The organism is Mesorhizobium sp. B2-2-4, assembly GCF_006442375.1.
Taxonomy (GTDB): domain Bacteria; phylum Pseudomonadota; class Alphaproteobacteria; order Rhizobiales; family Rhizobiaceae; genus Mesorhizobium.
Map to the genome: position 1 here is coordinate 663,486 of NZ_VFWB01000001.1, position 18,618 is coordinate 682,103.

The following is an 18,618-nucleotide window of genomic DNA, read 5'->3' on the forward strand; positions in this document are numbered from 1 at the left end:
CTTCGCCCCTCAATTCCTCAGCCGGTAGCCGGTCTTGAATATCCAGGCGACGGTCGCCACGCAGATCAGGAGAAAAACCACGGTCATGCCGAGGCTGATGCCGACCGAAACGTCCGATGTTCCGAAAAAGCTCCAGCGGAAGCCGCTGATCAGGTAGACGACCGGATTGAACAGCGTCACCGTGCGCCAGGCGCCCGGCAGCATGTTGATGGAATAGAAGCTGCCACCGAGGAAGGTCAGCGGCGTGATGATCAGCAGCGGCACCAGTTGCAACTGCTCGAAGCTCCTGGCCCAGATTCCGATGATGAAGCCGAACAGGCTGAAGGTCACCGCCGTCAGCACCAGGAAGGCCAGCATCCAGAACGGATGCTGGATGGAGAGCGGCACGAACAGCGAGGCCGTCGCCAGAATGATCAGGCCGAGGATGATCGACTTTGTGGCGGCGCCCCCGACATAGGCGAGGACGATCTCGAGATAGGAGACCGGAGCCGACAACAGCTCGTAGATCGAGCCGACGAATTTCGGGAAGTAGATGGCGAAGGAGGCGTTGGAGATCGACTGCGTCAAAAGCGACAGCATGATCAGCCCGGGCACGATGAAGGCGCCGTAGCTGATGCCGTCGATCTCGGTGATGCGCGAACCGATGGCCGAGCCGAAGACGACGAAATACAGCGACGTCGACAGCACGGGCGAGACGATGCTCTGCAAAACGGTGCGCAGCGCGCGCGCCATCTCCACCCGGTAGATCGCCCATACCGCGCGCAGGTTCATGGCTCTTGCCTCAGAAGATTGACGAAGATCTCCTCCAGCGAACTGTTCTGCGTGTCCAGGTCGCGGAACTGGATGCCGGCGGCCTCGAGATCGCGGATTAGCGACGCCACGCCCGGCCGGGCGCTCTGGTTGTCATAGGTGTAGGTGATCTGCCCGCCATCCGGCGACAATTCCAGGGCGTAGTGCGAGAAGGCGTCCGGAATGGCGCCGAGCGGGCTGCGCAGTTCCATCACCAGGCGCTTGCGGCCGAGCTTGCGCATCAGTTCGGCCTTGCCCTCGACCAGGATGATCTCGCCTCGGTTGATGACGCCGACGCGGTCGGCCATCGCCTCGGCCTCCTCGATATAGTGGGTGGTGAGGATGATGGTGACCCCGTCCTCGCGCAGCCGCCGCACCATCGCCCACATGTCCTGGCGCAGTTCGACGTCGACGCCGGCCGTCGGCTCGTCGAGGAACAGCACGCGCGGTTCGTGCGACAGCGCCTTGGCGATCATCAGCCGCCGCTTCATGCCGCCCGAAAGCGTGATCGCCTTGGCGTCCTTCTTGTCCCACAGCGACAGGTCGCGCAGCACCTTCTCGACAAAGGCATGGTTCGCCGGCTTGCCGAACAGGCCGCGGCTGTAGTTGACCGTCGCCCAGACGCTCTCGAAGGCATCGATAGTCAGTTCCTGCGGCACCAGCCCGATCAGGCCGCGCGCGGCGCGATAGTCTCTGGTGATGTCGTGGCCATCCACCGTGACGCTGCCAGACGAACGGTTGACGATGCCGCAGACGATGGAGATCAGCGTCGTCTTGCCGGCGCCGTTGGGGCCAAGCAGCGCGAAAATCTCGCCGCGCTCGATGTCGAGATTGATTTCCTTCAGCGCCTTGAAGCCGGTGGCGTAGGTCTTGGTGACCCCGGAAATGGAGATGACAGGCTGCATGGCTGAAAACGGCTGCTTGAAAGAGGACCCCAGATATAGGACGAATGTCGCCGCATGCAACCGCAAGTCAATGCCGTTGCTGACAGTTCTCGACATTGCCGCCGCATGGCGCTGCGGCGTTCCGCCTCGCGGCGGGACGCCGCTTTGACCGGCCGGCCCTACAAGCCTATTCTCCGCTTATTAGAAGCAGCCGGAGCCCGCCATGGACCCGCTCATCCTTTCGCGCATTCAGTTCGGTGCGAATATTTCGTTTCATATTCTGTTTCCAGCCATCACCATCGCACTCGGCTGGGTGCTGCTTTTCTTCAAGCTCCGCTACAACGCGACCAATGATTCGGCCTGGATGCGCGCCTATTTCACCTGGGTGAAGGTGTTCGCATTGTCTTTCGCCATGGGCGTGGTTTCCGGCGTCACCATGAGCTTTCAGTTCGGCACCAACTGGCCGGGCTACATGGAAACGGTCGGCAACATCGCCGGGCCGCTGCTGGCCTACGAAATCCTCACCGCCTTTTTCCTCGAGGCAGCCTTCCTCGGCATCATGCTGTTCGGCTTCCGCCGCGTTTCCAACCGCATCCACACGCTGGCGACCGTGCTGGTGGCCGGCGGCACCACCGTGTCGGCCTTCTGGATCATCGCGCTGAACTCGTGGATGCAGACGCCGGTCGGCTTCGAGATGCGCGACGGCGTCGCCCACGCCGTCGACTGGTGGGCGATCCTCTTCAATCCCTCCATGCCCTACCGTCTCGTCCATATGCTGCTCGCCTCCGGGCTTACGGTATCGTTTCTCATCGCCGGCCTGTCGGCGCTGCGCTACCTCAAGGGCGACCGCTCGGAATCGATGTGGAAGGCGCTGCGCACCGGCGTCTTCACCGCCGCCATCCTCATTCCCATCCAGATCCTTGCCGGCGACCAGCACGGCCTGAACACGCTCGAGCACCAGCCGCAGAAAATCGCCGCCATGGAGGCCAACTGGAACACCGGCCCCAACGTGCCGCTGGTGCTGTTTGCCATTCCGGATGAAGCGGCCAGGGAAAACAGGTTCGAGGTGACCATTCCCAACGGGGCGAGCTGGATCCTGCGGCACAGTGCCAGGGGCGTGGTACCGGGACTCAACGACTATCCCGGCAACCATCCGCCCGTCTTCCCGGTGTTCTGGGGTTTTCGCGTCATGGTCGGCACCGGCCTGTTGATGCTCGCCGTCTCCTGGTCGGCCGCCTTCTTCCTCAAGCGCCGTCATAGCCTGCCGAGGCCGCTGGCGTTGCTCATGGTGCCGATGACCATCTCCGGTTGGGTGGCGACGCTCGCCGGCTGGTATACGACGGAGATCGGCCGCCAGCCCTGGCTGGTGACGGGCGTGCTGAGGACCGCCGACGCCGTCGGCCCGGTGGCCGGCGGCCATGTGGCGCTGACGCTGGCCGTCTATCTCGCTCTCTACGTGCTGTTGCTGATCGCCTATCTCGGCGTTCTGGTGCACCTGGCGCTGAAGGCGGCCAAGGACGGCGACACCTCGCCGCTGCCGGGCGTGCTCAACAAGCCGATGTCGCAGCCCGCGGCTGGCGAGTAGGAGACAGAGAAATGACCTATGACTGGCCGACCCTGCTCCCCCTCATCTTCGCCGGCCTGATGGGCCTCGCCATCCTGATCTATGTCATTCTCGACGGCTTCGATCTCGGCATCGGCATCCTGTTCGCGGCGGCCGAGGACGCCGAGCAGGACACCATGATCGCCGCCATCGGCCCGTTCTGGGATGCCAACGAGACCTGGCTGGTGCTGGCCGTCGGCCTTCTGCTGGTCGCCTTCCCGATGGCGCATGGTGTCATCCTCAGCGCGCTCTATATCCCGGTGTTCGTGCTTCTGGTCGGCCTCATCCTGCGCGGTGTCGCCTTCGACTTCCGCGCCAAGGTGGCGACGGAGCGCAAGCATCGCTGGAACCGCATCTTCTTTCTCGGCTCGCTCATCGCCTCACTGGCGCAAGGCTATATGCTGGGCGTCTATGTGCTTGGTCTCGACTTCGGCCTGGGGGCTATGGCGTTCGGCGTGCTGGTGGCGTTCTGCCTGGCGGCGGCCTACGCCGCGATGGGGGCGGCCTGGGTCATCTACAAGGCCGAAGGCGACTTGCAGAAAAAGGCGGTGCGCTGGCTGCGCACCACATTGGTGCTGACCGCGCTCGGCATGGCTGCCGTGTCGCTGGCCACGCCCTTCGCCAGCCCGCGCATCTTCGCCAAATGGTTCGTCCTGCCCGAAATGCTCTATCTGTCGCCGCTGCCGATCCTGTCGGCGCTGCTGTTCCTGTGGCTGTGGCGGCAGACCTCTCATCTGCCCAGGCCCGACGACCGCCATTCGCTGACGCCGTTCCTGATCTTGGCCGCCATCTTCGCGCTGGGCTTTGCCGGGCTCGCCTGGTCGTTCTATCCGTTCGTGGTGCCCGACAGGCTGACCATCTGGCAGGCGGCTTCCGCACCCGAAAGCCTGGCCATCATCCTGGCCGGCACCGTGGTCGTGCTGCCGATCATCATCTTCTATTCCTTCTATGCCTACCGCGTGTTCGGCGGCAAGGCGAGGGACCTGACCTACGATTGAAGGGCCAGGCGACGGCGCGAAATCATCGCCTCCGCCTGCCGCCTGTCGCCTGCCGGAAAGACAATATTCATCTTCACGCGCAATAACCTTCCGCGACATGCTGCGGCCTGATGGCAGCGGTCCGAGAAGAAGGGCAATGCAATGCGCGGTGTCCCGGTTGCCTCGATAGAACACGATCCGCAGGCGCGGCAGCGCTACGCGCTTTTCCCGGGAAAATCGCTACGCCGCTTTCCTGGAATTGCTCTGGTCCTGATCCGCCTGGTCACGCTGATCGCCGCGCTTGCGCTGGCCGGCCTGCTGCCTGTCATTCAGCCCGCTTATGCCCAGCAGACGGCCAACTGGGCCGGTGTTTGGGACACCAAATGGCGCGGCGGCGGCGCCCAGATCACCTTCGAGCAGGACGGCGCCGAGGTGAAGGGCGTCTATCCCCTGTATGGCGGCCGCATCGAAGCCAAGACCGAAGGCGAAAAGCTGTTCGGCCGCTGGTTCGAGGGCAGTCGCCAGGGCGAGTTCAGCTTCGTCATGGCGCCGGACGGCGCCAGCTTCATGGGCCGTTTCGAATCCGCCACCGCCGAATGGTGGACGGGCGTGCGCGTCGACGCCGCCGAGACCCTCAAGGTCGACCAGACCAGCCCGATGACGACGATGCGCTCATTCCTGCAGACCATGAACGAGAGCGGCGCCGACAATGTGCCGCGCGCCACCGGCGGCGGCATGGGCCTTGCCGCGCTGGCGGCCGGCCTCGTCGACGTCACGGAGGCCGATCGCGGCGGCCTCAACATGCCCGATTACACCAAGCTCCTGTTTTCGGTGATCGACAACGCCACCTTGCGCCTGTGGAACCTGCCGCATGATGCGATCCCCGGCGACGAGGTGACAGCCAGGCTGCAGCAATATGGCAGCAAGGTTTTCTTCGACGTCACCTTCCGCCGCAAGGCCGGCGAATGGTTCATCGTCGGGCCGCAGCTCGCCGTGCTGCAGGCCAAGCTCGCCGAGTTCCAGGCGGCGCGTGGCGAAGCCCCCGACATGGTCGACGATCCGGCCAAGCTCGCCTCGCCGCGCGACACGTTCAAGATGCTGCTCGGCGGCATCGCCGACCAGAATGGCGGTTCGACGCAAACGGCGCTCGACATGCGCGGTTACAATCCGGCGGTGCGGTCCGACGAGGCGGTTCTGCTCGAGAGCTATCTCAAGAAAGTCATCGACCGCATCGGCTACGTCTACTGGCAGGAAATTCCCGACGATCCCCAAAGCAACACGCCCTATGTGTATTTCGAGCACCCGGCCGGCAACATCGTCGTCGCTCCGGTGGGGACTGAGAAAGGCGGCAAGCTGTGGAAATTCACGCCGGAAACGCTGGCCAACATCCGCACGCTCTATGCCGATATCGAGGATGCGCCGGTGGCGCCGGAATTCACCGCCTTCGCCAGCAACGATCCCTTCTTCGCCACGAGGGGCCTTGCCCGTGAGATCAGCCCTGCCCTTTTGACCCGCGCCGGGCCGATCGAACGCTGGCAATGGCTGGGGCTCGGCATTGCCGGGCTTGCCGGCATCGCCTTCGGCTTCCTTGCCAACGCGGTGATCGTGTTCTTCGCCGGCCGCGGCAGGAGTTCCGGGCGGGCCGGCTTCTTCCGCGTCGTCGAATGGGCGGTGCGCTCGATCTTCCTCGGCCTGTTCCTGCTGTTTGCGCTGCGGCCGCTCGGCTTGCCGCAGGTGATCGCGGCATCCGCCAAGGCGGCGGCCTGGAGCCTGATCCTGATCGGCGCGGTTCCCGTCGTCTGGCACCTGATCGGCAAGATCGCCGAGCGCTACCGCGCCACCTTCAACGTGCCCGGCTACCACGAGACGCTGATCTCGCTGCTGACCGGCGTGGCGCGCATCGCCGCCCTGGTGGTCGCCTTCCTGCTCCTGGCCGAGGTGCTGGCGATCCCCTATCAGGGCGTGCTGGCCGGCCTCGGCATTGGCGGCCTGGCGGTGGCGCTGGCGGCGCAGCCAACGCTGCAGAATTTTCTTTCCGGCCTGACGCTCTATGCCGACCGGCCGGTCAGCGTCGGTGACTTCTGCAAGTTCGGCAACCAGTCCGGCACCATCGAGCATATCGGCATGCGCTCGACCCGCATCCGCTCGGTCGACCGCACGGTGATCTCGGTGCCCAATTCCGACTTCGCCGGCATGCAGATCGAGAACTACGCCCATCGCGACCGCACCCGCTTCGCCACCACGCTGCAATTGCGCTACGAGACGACGCCCGACCAGCTGCGCTACACGCTGGCGGCGCTGCGCAAGCTCCTGATCGCTCATCCGCGCGTCATCGACGACCCGTGCCGCGTGCGCTTCGTCGGCTTCGGCCCCTATTCACTCGACATCGAGGTCTTCACCTACATCACGACCGCGGATGGCTCGGAGTTTCTCGCCATCCGCGAGGACATATTGCTGTCGATGATCGCGGTGATGGACGAGGCCGGCGCCCAGTTCGCCTTCCCGGCGCAGTTGGAATACAGCGCCGCCGACCTGCCGCTCGACGAGGAAAAGCGCATCGCCGCGGAAAAGCGGGTCAGCGCCTGGCGTGAGGAGGAAAAACTGCCTTTCCCCGATTTCAGCCAGCTCGACAGGCTGGAGCTCAACGACAGCCTGCCCTATCCGCCGCGGGGCTCGGTGCAATACCGCGAAGCCCAGGCTGCCCCGGCCACGGTCGAAGCCAAGGCCTCGCTGGAGAAGGCGCGCTGGAGCCTGCCGTGGCGGAAGAGGGTGTAACCTTCTTCGCAGGAGAGGCCGCGATCCCTCGCGCCCCCCTCTGGCCTGCCGGCCATCTCCCCCACGAGGGGGGAGATTGGATGTCGCGACGGCTTTCGCCAATTTCTAACGTTGACAGCGGGGCGGGACGGCGAGGCCGCCGATCTCCCCCCTCGTGGGGGAAGATGCCCGGCAGGGCAGAGGGGGGCGCCGTCCCGCCGACCTGTCGTTCTTCTCACCCTGCGAAGACTCAATTGCTGGCCGACAGCACCAGCACCGGCTTGTCGCTGTAAAGCTTCGGGAACAGCGTCTTCAAATTCGCCACCTTTGGCAGGTCGTTGTAGACGATGTAGGGATAGGTCGGGTTGAGCGTCAGGAAATCCTGGTGGTACTCCTCGGCCGGATAGAACGTCTTGCCAGTTTCGATCGTGGTGACGATGGGCTTGCCGAACAGCTTGGCCTGGTCGAGCTGGGCGATGTAGCTCTGCGCGATCTTCTTCTGTGCCTCGTTTTCGGCGAAGATCGTCGAGCGGTACTGCGTGCCGGAGTCGGGCCCCTGATAGTTGAGCTGGGTCGGATTGTGGGCGACCGAGAAATACACCTGCAGCAGCTGGCCATAGGTGACTTTGGAGGGGTCGTAGGTGATCTCGACGGATTCGGCATGGCCGGTGCGGCCGGTGCCGACGGTCTCGTAGACGGCGTCGTCCTTGGCGCCGCCGGTATAGCCCGAGACCGCCTTGGTGACGCCCTTGACGTGCTGGAACACGCCCTGCACGCCCCAGAAGCAGCCGCCGGCGAAGACTGCCGTCTCGCTGCCGCCCGCGGCCTTTTCATCCAGCGCCGGTGGCGGGATCACCACGGCATCTTCCGCCGAAACCGCTGGGGTGAGCCAGAAGGCGGCGCCCGCGACGGCGAGCGCGAGGGCCGCGAGCGCGCCGCGGACGAAGCCGCTCGAACGGTTCTTGATGTCGGTCATGGTTGCACTCCTCATGGCTTGCATAGGGTCCAGTCTATTGAATTGGCGGAGCCGGCGCGATGCGCGAGTTGCGGCGGAGGCTCACATTCTCGTGCGGCCCCAGCGGGTGCGTAACTCTCCGCTGCGGCTTGACCTAGTTGGCAGGCTTCATCGCATCCGTCGCCGGCTTCATCGCGTCGACCGCCGGCTTCATGGCGTCCGCCGGTTTCATAGCATCGGCGGCGGGCTTCATGGCATTGGTGGCCATCGGGTCGGCCGGCTTCATCGCATCGGTTGCCGGTTTCATCGCGTCGGCGGCGGGTTTCATGGCGTTGGTGGCCTCGTCGGCACGGGCGATGCCGCCTGCCAGCAATGCCGTCGAGCACAAAGCGAGCGCAAGCGCCGGCAGCGTCAGGCGGGAAAGAACGGTCATGATGGTCTCCTTGGTTGGGTGGCGCGCCCTCGCGGCGGCCGGCTGTTGCGGCGCCGCAGGCGCGGCGTTGCGCAATTTCTGATCGGGCATGGTCTCTCCCCGCAACCGGGAAGTTCCCGGAGGCAAGCTAATCGGCGGCCGCGGCCAGGATCGGCCCGCCGCCGGGCGACTGCACCAGCACGGCGGTGCTGAGGCCGTCGGCGGCCGCCGGCACGTCGAGCGTCGTGGCCTCTCCGGTCCAGCTGCCGAGCTTTTTCAGCGCATGCACGACATTGCCGTGCGGCAAGGTGCGGCCGGTGTTCTCGCCGCGCGCCACGGGCACCTCGACGACGCCCCTGGCATAGCGCACCAGCCAGATGTCGGCCTTGCCGCCCGGCACGCTCCCCGCGCCGATGCTGGCCTTGCCGCCATCGAGCGACAGCGACGGTCCCTTGATGCGGCCGCTCGCCGCAATCAGCCGCTCGATCTCGCCGGGCGCGGCGCCGACCGCGTCGGCATGGCCGTTGACCACCACCTGCGGCGTGAACGGCCCGTCACGGCCGAGCGGCGGCTCGTAGCTCACCTGGCGCTGCGTGAACTCCTGCCGGCCGAAAATGTCCTTCCAGCCGAGATAGTCCCAGTAGGTGACATTGAAGGACAGCGCCAGCACGCCGGGCTGGTCCTTGACCTTGATCAAATTGGCATTGGCCGGCGGGCAGGACGAACAGCCCTGGCTGGTGAACAGCTCGATAACGGTAAGCGGCTGCGCCGCGGCCGCGCCGACCGACGCCGCGAGCGCAAGCGCGCCCAGGCTGGACACTGCGAGGAACCTGCTGCGTTTGGCTTGCGACATGGGATTGCTCCGTGGGCGACGGCGCCGCGATGCGCCGCTCATGCCCCCACTTCGCCGCCAATTATCGCTTCGTTACAGCGCTCACCGGTTTGTGATGAAGGTTGGTCGGGCTCCAAGAGGCCGGAGATTGGCAAAGGCCGTCGCGACAGCCGATCTCCCCCACGAGGGGGGAGATCGGCAGCTTCGCCTCTATTGCGTCAGCACCATTTGCGAGGGGCGCTGGTTGAAGTCGCATTTGCCCATCACGGTGTAGAAGAAGTCGGCGTTGACGACGGGCGCCGGCACGGCCGAGCCGCCGTCTTCCCAGGCCTGGTAGCCTGTCTGGCCGCACGGCACGGCGGTGAAGATATCGACGGTCTGGCCCGTGGCGATTTCGGGCATGTCGGTCGGGCTGGTGCCGATATAGAGCCGGTTCGAGGTGTTCGGGTCGTTCGACCTGAGCGTGGTCGGCTGGGCCGGTTTGGCCGTCGCGGCGGAAGGCACGTCCATCTCGAGATAGAGCTGGTCCATCTGGCTGACGTCGATGACCGCGCCGGTGCTGTTGGCCGGCGTGGTGGTGCAGACGGTCTGCCGCATGACGCCGTTGCCGTCGGTGCTGGTGATGGCGCCGGAGGGCGTGTTGTTGAAATTGGCGACCGTCGTGGTGTTGCACACCTGCTGCTGCACCTGGGTAAGCGTGGTGCCGCTGACGGTGGAGACAGTGGTGGTGCCATAGCCCTTTGGATCGCCGCCCTTGTTGTAGACATAGCTGATCTGCATCAGCTTCTGCTTCGTGGTCGAGCCGAATCGCGTGCCGTAGAGATACATCGTCTTGTCCCACCAGCCCGACGCCTTCTCGATCTTGAAGGTGGTCTGCACCAGGGCCGCCGCCTTGTTGACCGCCGAGGTGACGCCGACCGGCACGGTGTTGATCCTGGCGATCTGCATGAAGTCGGTCGGCATGGCGAAGCTCGCCGAGGCCTGCGCCGTGGCGGTGCCGTTGGCCGCGATGGTGAAGCTCACCAGCGTGGCGGTGCCTTGCCCGCCATTGGCGGCAAAGGTGTCCTGTAGCATCTGCTGGCGGGCCGCCAGCGCCGTCGTCTTCGGCAGCGTGGTGATGGCCAGCGTCGCCGCGTCGAGCGCCTGCTGCATGTTGGAGCGGGTCTGGACCGCCGATGTATAGTCGACCGAGAGGCCGACCACGGTGACCAGCGGCACCAGGCTGATGAAGAACAGCGGCATCATCGAGCCGCCGCGAGAGCGGGCGAACCTTCCTGCAAGCCCCGGCATTTTTTCTTACCCCAAAAAACGGTTACCTGCGGGGGAACTAACATGCGCCGGCAAACCGGGGTCTAAGAGGATCGTTCAAAGTTTAAGCATCCGGCCGCGCCCGCCCGCTGTTTCGGGCTTTTCCGCGCGGCTCACCGCTTTGTGATGACAGGGCGGCCCTTGCGCCGCAAGCCTTGCCGCAGCAAGCCGCCCCTGCTAAAGCGCGCGGCATGAGCACGCCCCTCGACCATATCAGGAATTTCTCCATCGTCGCGCATATCGACCATGGCAAATCCACCCTCGCCGACCGCCTGATCCAGCTGACCGGCGGGCTGGAGCTGCGCGACATGAAGGAGCAGGTGCTGGACTCGATGGACATCGAGCGCGAGCGCGGCATCACCATCAAGGCGCAGACGGTGCGGCTGAAATACCGCGCCAACAATGGCGAGGACTATATCCTCAACCTCATCGACACGCCCGGCCATGTCGACTTCGCCTATGAAGTGTCGCGCTCGCTCGCCGCCTGCGAGGGCTCGCTGCTGGTGGTCGACGCCTCTCAGGGCGTCGAAGCGCAGACGCTGGCCAATGTCTACCAGGCCATCGACAACAACCATGAGATCGTCGTGGTGCTGAACAAGGTCGACCTGCCGGCCGCCGAGCCCGAGCGCATCCGCGAGCAGGTCGAGGAGGTGATCGGCATCGACGCCTCCAACGCCGTGCTGATCTCGGCCAAGACCGGGCTCGGCATTCCCGATGTGCTGGAGGCCATCGTCCACCAATTGCCGCCGCCGCGCGAGGGCGACGCGACCGCTCCCTTGAAGGCGATGCTGGTCGACAGCTGGTACGACGCCTATCTCGGCGTCATCGTTTTGGTGCGCGTCATCGACGGCGTGCTGAAAAAGGGCCAGACCATCCGCATGATGGGCACCGGCGCCAAATACCTGGTCGAGCGCACCGGCGTGTTCACGCCCGCCCGCATCAATGTCGAGGAGCTCGGCCCCGGCGAGTTCGGCTTCTTCACCGGCTCGATCAAGGAAGTGGCCGACACCCGCGTCGGCGACACCATCACCGAGGACAAGCGCCAGACCGCGCATGCGCTGCCCGGCTTCAAGCCGGCGCAGCCGGTGGTGTTCTGCGGCCTGTTCCCGGTCGACGCCGCCGATTTCGAGGATCTGCGCGCCGCCGTCGGCAAGCTGCGTCTCAACGACGCCTCCTTCTCCTATGAAATGGAAACCAGTGCCGCGCTCGGCTTCGGCTATCGCTGCGGCTTCCTTGGCTTGCTGCATCTGGAAATCATCCAGGAGCGGCTGGAGCGCGAGTTCAACCTCGACCTGATCGCCACCGCGCCATCGGTCGTCTACCGGCTGCTGCTCAATGACGGCTCGGTCAAGGAACTGCACAACCCGGCCGACATGCCCGACGTGGTGAAGATCTCGGCCATCGAGGAGCCGTGGATCCGCGCCACCATCCTGACCCCCGACGACTATCTCGGCGGCATATTGAAACTCTGCCAGGACCGGCGCGGCATCCAGGCCGACCTCTCCTATGTCGGCAAGCGCGCCATGCTGACCTACGACCTGCCGCTCAACGAAGTCGTCTTCGATTTCTACGACCGGCTGAAATCGATTTCCAAGGGCTACGCCTCGTTCGACTATCACCTCACCGACTACCGCGAAGGCGACCTGGTGAAGATGTCGATCCTGGTCAACGAGGAGCCGGTCGACGCGCTCTCCATGCTGGTCCACCGCACCGCGGCGGAAAAGCGCGGCCGCCAGATGTGCGAGAAGCTGAAGGAGCTGATCCCGCACCATCTGTTCAAGATCCCGATCCAGGCCGCGATCGGCGGCAAGGTCATTGCGCGGGAAACCATCTCGGCCCTGCGTAAGGACGTGACCGCGAAGTGCTACGGCGGCGACGTGAGCCGCAAGCGCAAGCTCTTGGACAAGCAGAAAGAAGGCAAGAAGCGGATGCGCCAGTTCGGGAAGGTGGACATTCCGCAGGAGGCGTTTATCCAGGCGCTGAAGATGGGGGATTGAGGGGGCCTTTATTTCGTTAAACTAGCAAGTATGCCCTCTATTGACCACTTCTCCTCTTGGCCAACACGATTGGCATTTATAAATCTTTCTACAGGTGTAAGTGCACTCAAATCGCCCACTATCGCACTAAATTCACGCCAAAGCTGCCTCATCGAATCGAACGAGCAAATATGCATCAAATCTGATGGGCTTGCTTTTTCTGAGATAGCTGTAGCTTGAGTGTATATTAGCAGGCCTACCAGTTCATAGTTGGGGAATTCTTGTCTAATCCACTCAACGTGATTATGGCTTTGACCGATATCTTTTTTTGAGATCTCGGAAGAGTCCTGCTTGTCGCTCTTAAGCTCTATTCCGATAATCTTCTTCGCTCGATGGTCGATCCATATGCCGTCGGGCCCGACGCCGTGATCAGTGCATGGGCGCCGCGCATCAAAGCCCAAAGCGCTACCGAATTCCCTTATTCCTTCTTCTGCCTTTTTGTGATCTTCCTGTTGAAAGGCCATCGCAACCGTCTCTGCGACCTTCCCAATCCGCTTTACCAACATAGGCCTGTCAAGCGCCAGGAATTGACGGAGCCCCTCTTCCAAAAATGTCGTTTCATCCTGTAGACCCGACTCAAGTCCTTCTGGTTTAGGTCTGCGCGGAAGTGGCAATCGGCCTCCAAGTTTTTTCCGGGCCTCATCAAACCAGTCGTACATCGCGTCGTCTTCACCAATAGCGAGGTGAGCGATACCAACCCAGAGAGAATACCAACCGTGCAACCTCGGATTTATCTGCGAAATATCCGAAAAATCTCCTCTGAACTCATCGATGGCTCCGCTGAAATCGCTTTGCCAGAGTTTTAGTATAAACCTTGACTCCTTCTTAGCGTAAATATCATCTAATTTATTTTCCCTCTCCCGGTCAGCTATCTTTTTATCATCAAGATTTTGGTTATCTATATGAGCCGCGTAAAAGGAAATCCAATTCTCGTCCCTATTTATAATTTGGTCAATAAAAGCATCAACCTTTTCTGATTGTATGTCTTTAATCTGCTCGTTGAAAGACTCCGAAAGCCGAATCTGTTCCTGCAATATTCTAGGGAAGCTCGAAATATTCCGGGTGTTTCGTATCCAGTTCTCAACTTCCCGGTTGGGAATAATATAAAGCCCAAAATCATTCTTGCCGCGATTTATGCGCCCAAAGAGCTGGGTGATCCGGCTGGCTACCGTGGAAAGAAACGCCCTATCTAGGCGCAGCGTGTCGAACGAGTAGCGCTCAAGCTGGGTAATGCCGACGGGTAACCCATCTACCACCATTATTCTGCATTGATCATCCGGGAGGTCGATGCCGTCATAGCGCCCCACGAGAATGAAAGCGCCACTGTCTGCCGCACGGAATGCATTTAGCCTAGCACTAAAATCGGCGTCATTGGACGGTTGATCCACCACTGTCCGCCAAGACAATGCCCTCTTGTCGCTTGGGACGGCGATCAGAACTTTGTGACGTTGACTAAGTTTTCGCACGTTGCCCGTGTCGTTCGTGAACTTGGATACCGAACTGCCAAAAAGAAGAACTCGTTCGCCCCGGCCGGCGTCCACGGGCGGTTCAATGGGAATTGACGACCGGCCAAATGCTCGAATGACATCAGCTTTCGATTGAATCGTCGCCGATAGAAAAACTTTCGGCGCCGCGTTGTCTTCAAGAATATTCATGTGAAGAGATGGGAGAAATGGCGGCGTTATCTCGATACGATCTCTCGAGATAGTGATTGCGCAAAGCCCTATCCGCCCCCTTAGATAGTCAAGCGATAGTACGTTTGACGTATCATTGTCCGATATATTATTCTTCAGTATCTCCTGAAGCCGACCGGAATGCTTGAAGACCCCAACCGGAGGCGCCAAAGCAATTCCCCCGCTAGACTCATTAACCGCTTGATCGAAGTTATGAGCAATATTCAATTCGTCAAAAATTGTGCGAATCTCTGCTGCCAAGGAATGAAATAGTTCTGGACTGTAGGTCTTGTTTGCGACTATCGTGAATGCCTCTCGGACAAGCCGTTCCCCCACATGTGCGTCATCAAATATGATTGCACCAGGAGCCTTTGCGCCCTTGAACTTTGTCCGCGCTGGCAATAACGCCTGGTATGTCGTCACGCAAAATGACTTGCCCTGTTCAAACTTGTCGTCCGAAAACGCGCCTCCATAATATGTTGTTGGATTTATTCCAACAGAATTTGCCTCTTTTAACGTTTGCTTGATTAGGTCAATAGTTGGGCAGGCATATAGTACGTTCTGATATCCACGGTTAACGTAACTTTGAGCTATCAACACGCCGACCAGCGTCTTTCCTGCACCCGTGTACATTGAGATAATGGTATTTTTGTCGTAATGCTTAGCCCATTCATCAAGGGCGAGGGCTTGGCCTTGCCAAAGCTCCTTTATCGAGGATTTCCCAGAGGGCCGTCGGCTAAATATTTCCTTTGGATCGTGAGGCTTGTCGCCAGCCCCCGGCTTCTTCAGACCCCCAAAGTCAAACGTTTCAACCATATCACCCTCCCAAGCACTAAGTGATAGCCTTACACGAGTTTTCCTTGCAGTATAGTGTATTGTTTTTCGGGGCGACGTTCGAGCGGACTAGCTCATGCTGCCTTTGTCGAACTCTTTGACGCCTACGTCGTCAACTGCTTCGTATTTGTTTCCTTCGACGTTCGGGGCGCACTCGTGGTCGCCACCGCCCAGATAGGGATGAAACATCAGCGGCTTGGCAGTGCCTGCGTAGCCGTCGCAGGCTCCTGACTTCCTGGCCGACGAGACTTTGTTGATGGCCGGCAATGCGGCGGGGCTGGAGGCCAGCTTGCGCTCGGCGGCATCTCGCTTTGGGCGGCAGCGTTTGTCATGCTTAGCGAGCCCAGCACTTTTGCGCTCTGGATTCGGCTCACCGCGCGCGCGGGGGCGCTTCAATTTCAGGCGTTGGCGCTGCCCCTCATCTGGCTGCCGCCATCTTCTCCCCGTAAACGGGGCGAAGGACGCTATCATCGCCGCTTTCGCCAATCGCCAGCGCTGCAGAAAGAGCGCCGGCGTCGCGGCCAGCTTTCCTTCTCCCCTTGTGGGGCCCGAAGGGCGGGCGAGGCCCGTGACTCGCCCGGGGCGGTGGATCGGCGCGCAGCGCCGAGACGGTTGAGGGTGTTCCAGCGGAGTGAGGTGATGGTGAATCTGCTTTGATTCGGCGGTTGTCGACGCCCGCGCCGAGCTGGAGCACCCCTCATCCGACCTCGCTTCGCGAGGCCACCGCCCTGGGGCGAGCCACGGGTCTCGCCCGTCCTTCGGACCCCGCTTTCGCGGGGCGAGGAAATCAGGTCGGCGCTGGCCTCACCCTTCCAGCCACACCTTCTCGAAATGCTGCTCCAGCGCCTGGTGCTGCTCGCAGCCTTCGACGCCCTTGCGATAGGTCCGGTAGACCGAGCGCCAGTAGGGTTGGATGATGATGCCGCTGTCTCGCAAATTCTTCTCGATGCCGGCCATGATCTCCTTGCGCTGGGCGGCGTCGGGGGTGGCGAGCGCCTTGTCGAGCAGCTCGTCAAACTCCTTCGAGGCGTAGGCGCTTTCGTTCCAGGCGGCGCCGGATTTGTAGGCCAGCGCCAGCACCTGGACGCCGAGCGGGCGGCCCAGCCATTCGGTGCAGGAGAAGGGATATTTGCTCCAGTCGTTCCAGAAGGTGGCGGCGGGCAGCACGGTGCGCTTGATCTTGAGGTCGGCCTCGCGCATCTGCGCGGCGATCGCGTCGCCGGTGCTCTTTTGCCATTCGACGTCGACCGAGATGAGGTCGTATTCATGGTCCGCCTTGCCGGACTCGGCCAGCAGCTTCTTGGCCGCCTCGACGTCGCGCTTGGCCGGGCCGATATCGGCATATTCGGGGTGCATGGGGCCGACATGGTGGTTGTCGGCGGGCTTGCCCCTGCCGCCAAGGCCGAGCGCCAGCACGGCGGAGTTGTCGACGGCGAGCTGGGCGGCGCGGCGCACCTTCACGTTGTCATAGGGCGCGTTGGCGACATTGAAGCGGGCGACGATGGTGGAGCCGGTGGCGATCTCGGAATTCTTCAGGCCCATCTGCTCGGTCTGCGAGACGGCATCGGAGGCGGTCTCGTGGTCGGTGTCGATCTCGCCGGATTCGAACGCCGACAGCATGGCGTTGGGGTCGGAGCCGTAGTCGATCCACTGGATCCCATCCAGGTAGAATTCGCCCTTCCACCAGGGCTTGTCCTTGCGCTTTACCTCGGCTCCCGTCTCGGCGTCCCACTTCACCAGCTCGCAGGGGCCGGTGGTGATCGAAAGCGCCTTCAGCGGATCGCCGTCGCCCTCATAGGAGCGGTGCATGATCAGCGCGGGATAGTCGGCCATGCCGGCGATCAGGGAAATGTCGGGCTTGGGCAGGTTGAGCTTGATCGTGTAGTCGTCGACCTTCTCGATGCCGCCATCGACCACCTTCTTGGTGTCGGCATTGACCAGCGCGCCCATGCGCGCGGCGACCGAATTGCCGGCAACGCCGGCCTCGCACCAGCGGGTGAGGTTGTGGACGACATCCTCGGCGTTGAAGGCATCGCCGTTCGACCAGGTGATGCCCTTGCGCACATGCAGCGTGAGCGTCTTGGCGTCGTCGCTCATCTCCCATTTTTCGAGCAGCCAGGGCTCGAACGAGAAGTCGGTGTTCCAGCGCACCAGATATTCGTTGCAGTGGCGGGCGACGTTGGACATTTCGACGCCGTCGAAGGTGCGCGGATCCTTGAAACCCTTGACGTTCATGGCGACGCGCAGCACGCCGCCCTTCTTGGGCTCCGCCGCGCGGGCGGGCGTGGGCGCCAGCCCGCCCAGGGCAAAAGCGCCGGCGGCGCTGACGCCGAGCCCGGCCATGAGCGCCAGATATTCGCGCCGGTTGATGGCGCCGCTCCTGAAATCCTCGGCGACGGGTTTGGCTTTCGGGTGCAGTTTCCTGCCGGTCAGCATGAATTTCATCGTCGTTCCCTCTTGTTGGGCGCCCGGCCGGCCGCGTGCGCGGGGGCGGATGCGGCTCGCCGGACGCCATTGCCTGAGGGATGATAGGGCGAGCTTACGCAGCGGAGTGTTCTGGAATCCGCAAGACTTGTGCGCTGCTCCGCAGGAGGTTCGCATGAAGGGGGCCCGCGAAGGCCTTCACCTTCGTCATCCACGGGTCTGCGCGGCGTCGCTGCGCTCCTTGCTTCGCCCGTGGATGACGAGGTCACCCCCAGATCATCAGCGCGGCCAGCCCGACGATGCCGACCACCAGCCGCCACCAGCCGAACAGCGCATAGCCTTTGCGCGAGACGTAATCGAGCAGCAGGCGCACCACCAGCAGCGCGGTGACGAAGGCGGCGACGAAGCCGACGGCGATGATCGGCAGGTCGGCCGACGTCAGCACGTTGCGGTTCTTGAACAGGTCGAAGGCGAAGGCGCCGACCATGGTGGGGATGGCGAGGAAGAAGGAAAATTCCGCCGCCGCCCGCTTGTCGACGCCAAGCAGCAGCGCGCCGACGATGGTCGATCCCGAGCGCGAGGTGCCGGGGATCAGCGACAGGCACTGGAACAGCCCGATCTGCAAATAGAGCCGCGTCGGGAAGCGTTCGACGTCGCGGTACATCGGCTTGAGCTTCATGCGGTCGACGGCGAGCAGCACCACGCCGCCGATGATCAGCATGATGCAGATCAGCCGCGGCGATTCGAATAGGATGGTTTTGATGAAATCATGCGCCAGCGCGCCGATGACGGCCGCCGGCAGGAAGGCGATGAGGATGCCGATGACGAAATGCCGCGTCAGCCGGTCATGCGGCAGGTCGAGCAGCATCTGCCACAAGCGCCGGAAATAGACGCTCAGAATGGCCAAGATGGCGCCGAGCTGGATCAGGATCTCGAAGGCCTTGCCGGTCGAGTGGAAGCCGAGAAAGTGGCCGGCGAGCAGGATATGGCCGGTCGAGGACACCGGAATGAACTCGGTCAATCCCTCCAGCAGACCGAGCAGCAGGGCTTCGACGATTGTCTGGCTTTCCATTGGCTACCTCGGCATTCGCTGGATGGGCTGACAGGGCTTGCTTGTCATGGCGCCGAACTCCCCCT

General features: G+C 62.6%; 14 protein-coding genes. 4 read left to right on the top strand and 10 right to left on the bottom strand.

Features of this window, described 5'->3' with window-relative positions:
* Positions 1–9: 9 nt before the first annotated feature.
* Both FJ959_RS03480 and FJ959_RS03485 read right to left on the bottom strand, forming a co-directional pair.
* Complete coding sequence (locus FJ959_RS03480) at positions 10–771, bottom strand: ABC transporter permease (RefSeq protein WP_140628464.1); 762 nt, start codon at positions 769–771, stop codon at positions 10–12.
* The gene (locus FJ959_RS03485; RefSeq protein ID WP_140491739.1) at positions 768–1,694 is read right to left on the bottom strand and encodes an ABC transporter ATP-binding protein; all 927 of its coding nucleotides are present in this window, start codon (positions 1,692–1,694) and stop codon (positions 768–770) included. Before FJ959_RS03485 ends, FJ959_RS03480 begins: the two co-directional genes overlap by 4 nt.
* A gap of 202 nt (positions 1,695–1,896) precedes the next feature.
* Between FJ959_RS03485 and FJ959_RS03490 the strand changes: the two genes are divergently transcribed.
* From FJ959_RS03490 to FJ959_RS03500, 3 genes are all read left to right on the top strand, one after another.
* Positions 1,897–3,258, top strand: a complete 1,362-nt coding sequence (locus tag FJ959_RS03490) for a cytochrome ubiquinol oxidase subunit I (RefSeq protein ID WP_140524387.1) — start codon at positions 1,897–1,899, stop codon at positions 3,256–3,258.
* An 11-nt stretch (positions 3,259–3,269) separates the two neighbouring features.
* Entirely contained in the window at positions 3,270–4,274 is a 1,005-nt protein-coding gene (locus FJ959_RS03495; RefSeq protein WP_140514154.1) for a cytochrome d ubiquinol oxidase subunit II, read from the top strand.
* Between the two features lie 141 nt (positions 4,275–4,415).
* On the top strand, positions 4,416–7,028 hold the full coding sequence (locus FJ959_RS03500) for a mechanosensitive ion channel family protein (protein WP_140628467.1): 2,613 nt from the start codon (positions 4,416–4,418) through the stop codon (positions 7,026–7,028).
* A gap of 229 nt (positions 7,029–7,257) precedes the next feature.
* Here the strand turns inward: FJ959_RS03500 and msrA are convergent, their stop codons facing one another.
* From msrA to FJ959_RS03525, 4 genes are all read right to left on the bottom strand, one after another.
* On the bottom strand, positions 7,258–7,983 hold the full coding sequence (gene msrA, locus FJ959_RS03510) for a peptide-methionine (S)-S-oxide reductase MsrA (RefSeq protein ID WP_140628470.1): 726 nt from the start codon (positions 7,981–7,983) through the stop codon (positions 7,258–7,260).
* Positions 7,984–8,116: 133 nt separating this feature from the next.
* The gene (locus FJ959_RS03515) at positions 8,117–8,395 is read right to left on the bottom strand and encodes a hypothetical protein (RefSeq protein WP_140628472.1); all 279 of its coding nucleotides are present in this window, start codon (positions 8,393–8,395) and stop codon (positions 8,117–8,119) included.
* Between the two features lie 127 nt (positions 8,396–8,522).
* Entirely contained in the window at positions 8,523–9,227 is a 705-nt protein-coding gene (locus FJ959_RS03520; RefSeq protein ID WP_140628474.1) for a DUF1223 domain-containing protein, read from the bottom strand.
* 189 nt (positions 9,228–9,416) lie between these two features.
* Positions 9,417–10,496, bottom strand: coding sequence for a TadE/TadG family type IV pilus assembly protein (locus tag FJ959_RS03525; protein WP_140628477.1), 1,080 nt, complete (start codon positions 10,494–10,496; stop codon positions 9,417–9,419).
* Positions 10,497–10,705: 209 nt separating this feature from the next.
* Here FJ959_RS03525 and lepA point away from each other — a divergent pair, with 209 nt between their 5' ends.
* Entirely contained in the window at positions 10,706–12,511 is a 1,806-nt protein-coding gene (lepA, locus tag FJ959_RS03530; RefSeq protein ID WP_140514160.1) for a translation elongation factor 4, read from the top strand.
* 8 nt (positions 12,512–12,519) lie between these two features.
* Here lepA and FJ959_RS03535 read toward each other — a convergent pair whose 3' ends face one another.
* The 4 genes from FJ959_RS03535 to FJ959_RS03545 form a co-directional block, all read right to left on the bottom strand.
* Complete coding sequence (locus FJ959_RS03535) at positions 12,520–15,039, bottom strand: DEAD/DEAH box helicase family protein (RefSeq protein ID WP_140628480.1); 2,520 nt, start codon at positions 15,037–15,039, stop codon at positions 12,520–12,522.
* Between the two features lie 87 nt (positions 15,040–15,126).
* The gene (locus FJ959_RS31540) at positions 15,127–15,543 is read right to left on the bottom strand and encodes a hypothetical protein (RefSeq protein WP_181171864.1); all 417 of its coding nucleotides are present in this window, start codon (positions 15,541–15,543) and stop codon (positions 15,127–15,129) included.
* 318 nt (positions 15,544–15,861) lie between these two features.
* A complete protein-coding gene (locus FJ959_RS03540; RefSeq protein ID WP_140628482.1) occupies positions 15,862–17,502 on the bottom strand; it encodes an ABC transporter substrate-binding protein in 1,641 nt (546 codons plus the stop codon).
* A gap of 244 nt (positions 17,503–17,746) precedes the next feature.
* Positions 17,747–18,553 (bottom strand): undecaprenyl-diphosphate phosphatase, encoded by an 807-nt coding sequence (locus tag FJ959_RS03545; RefSeq protein ID WP_140491714.1) that lies wholly within the window; start codon positions 18,551–18,553, stop codon positions 17,747–17,749.
* Between the last annotated feature and the right edge of the window lie 65 nt (positions 18,554–18,618).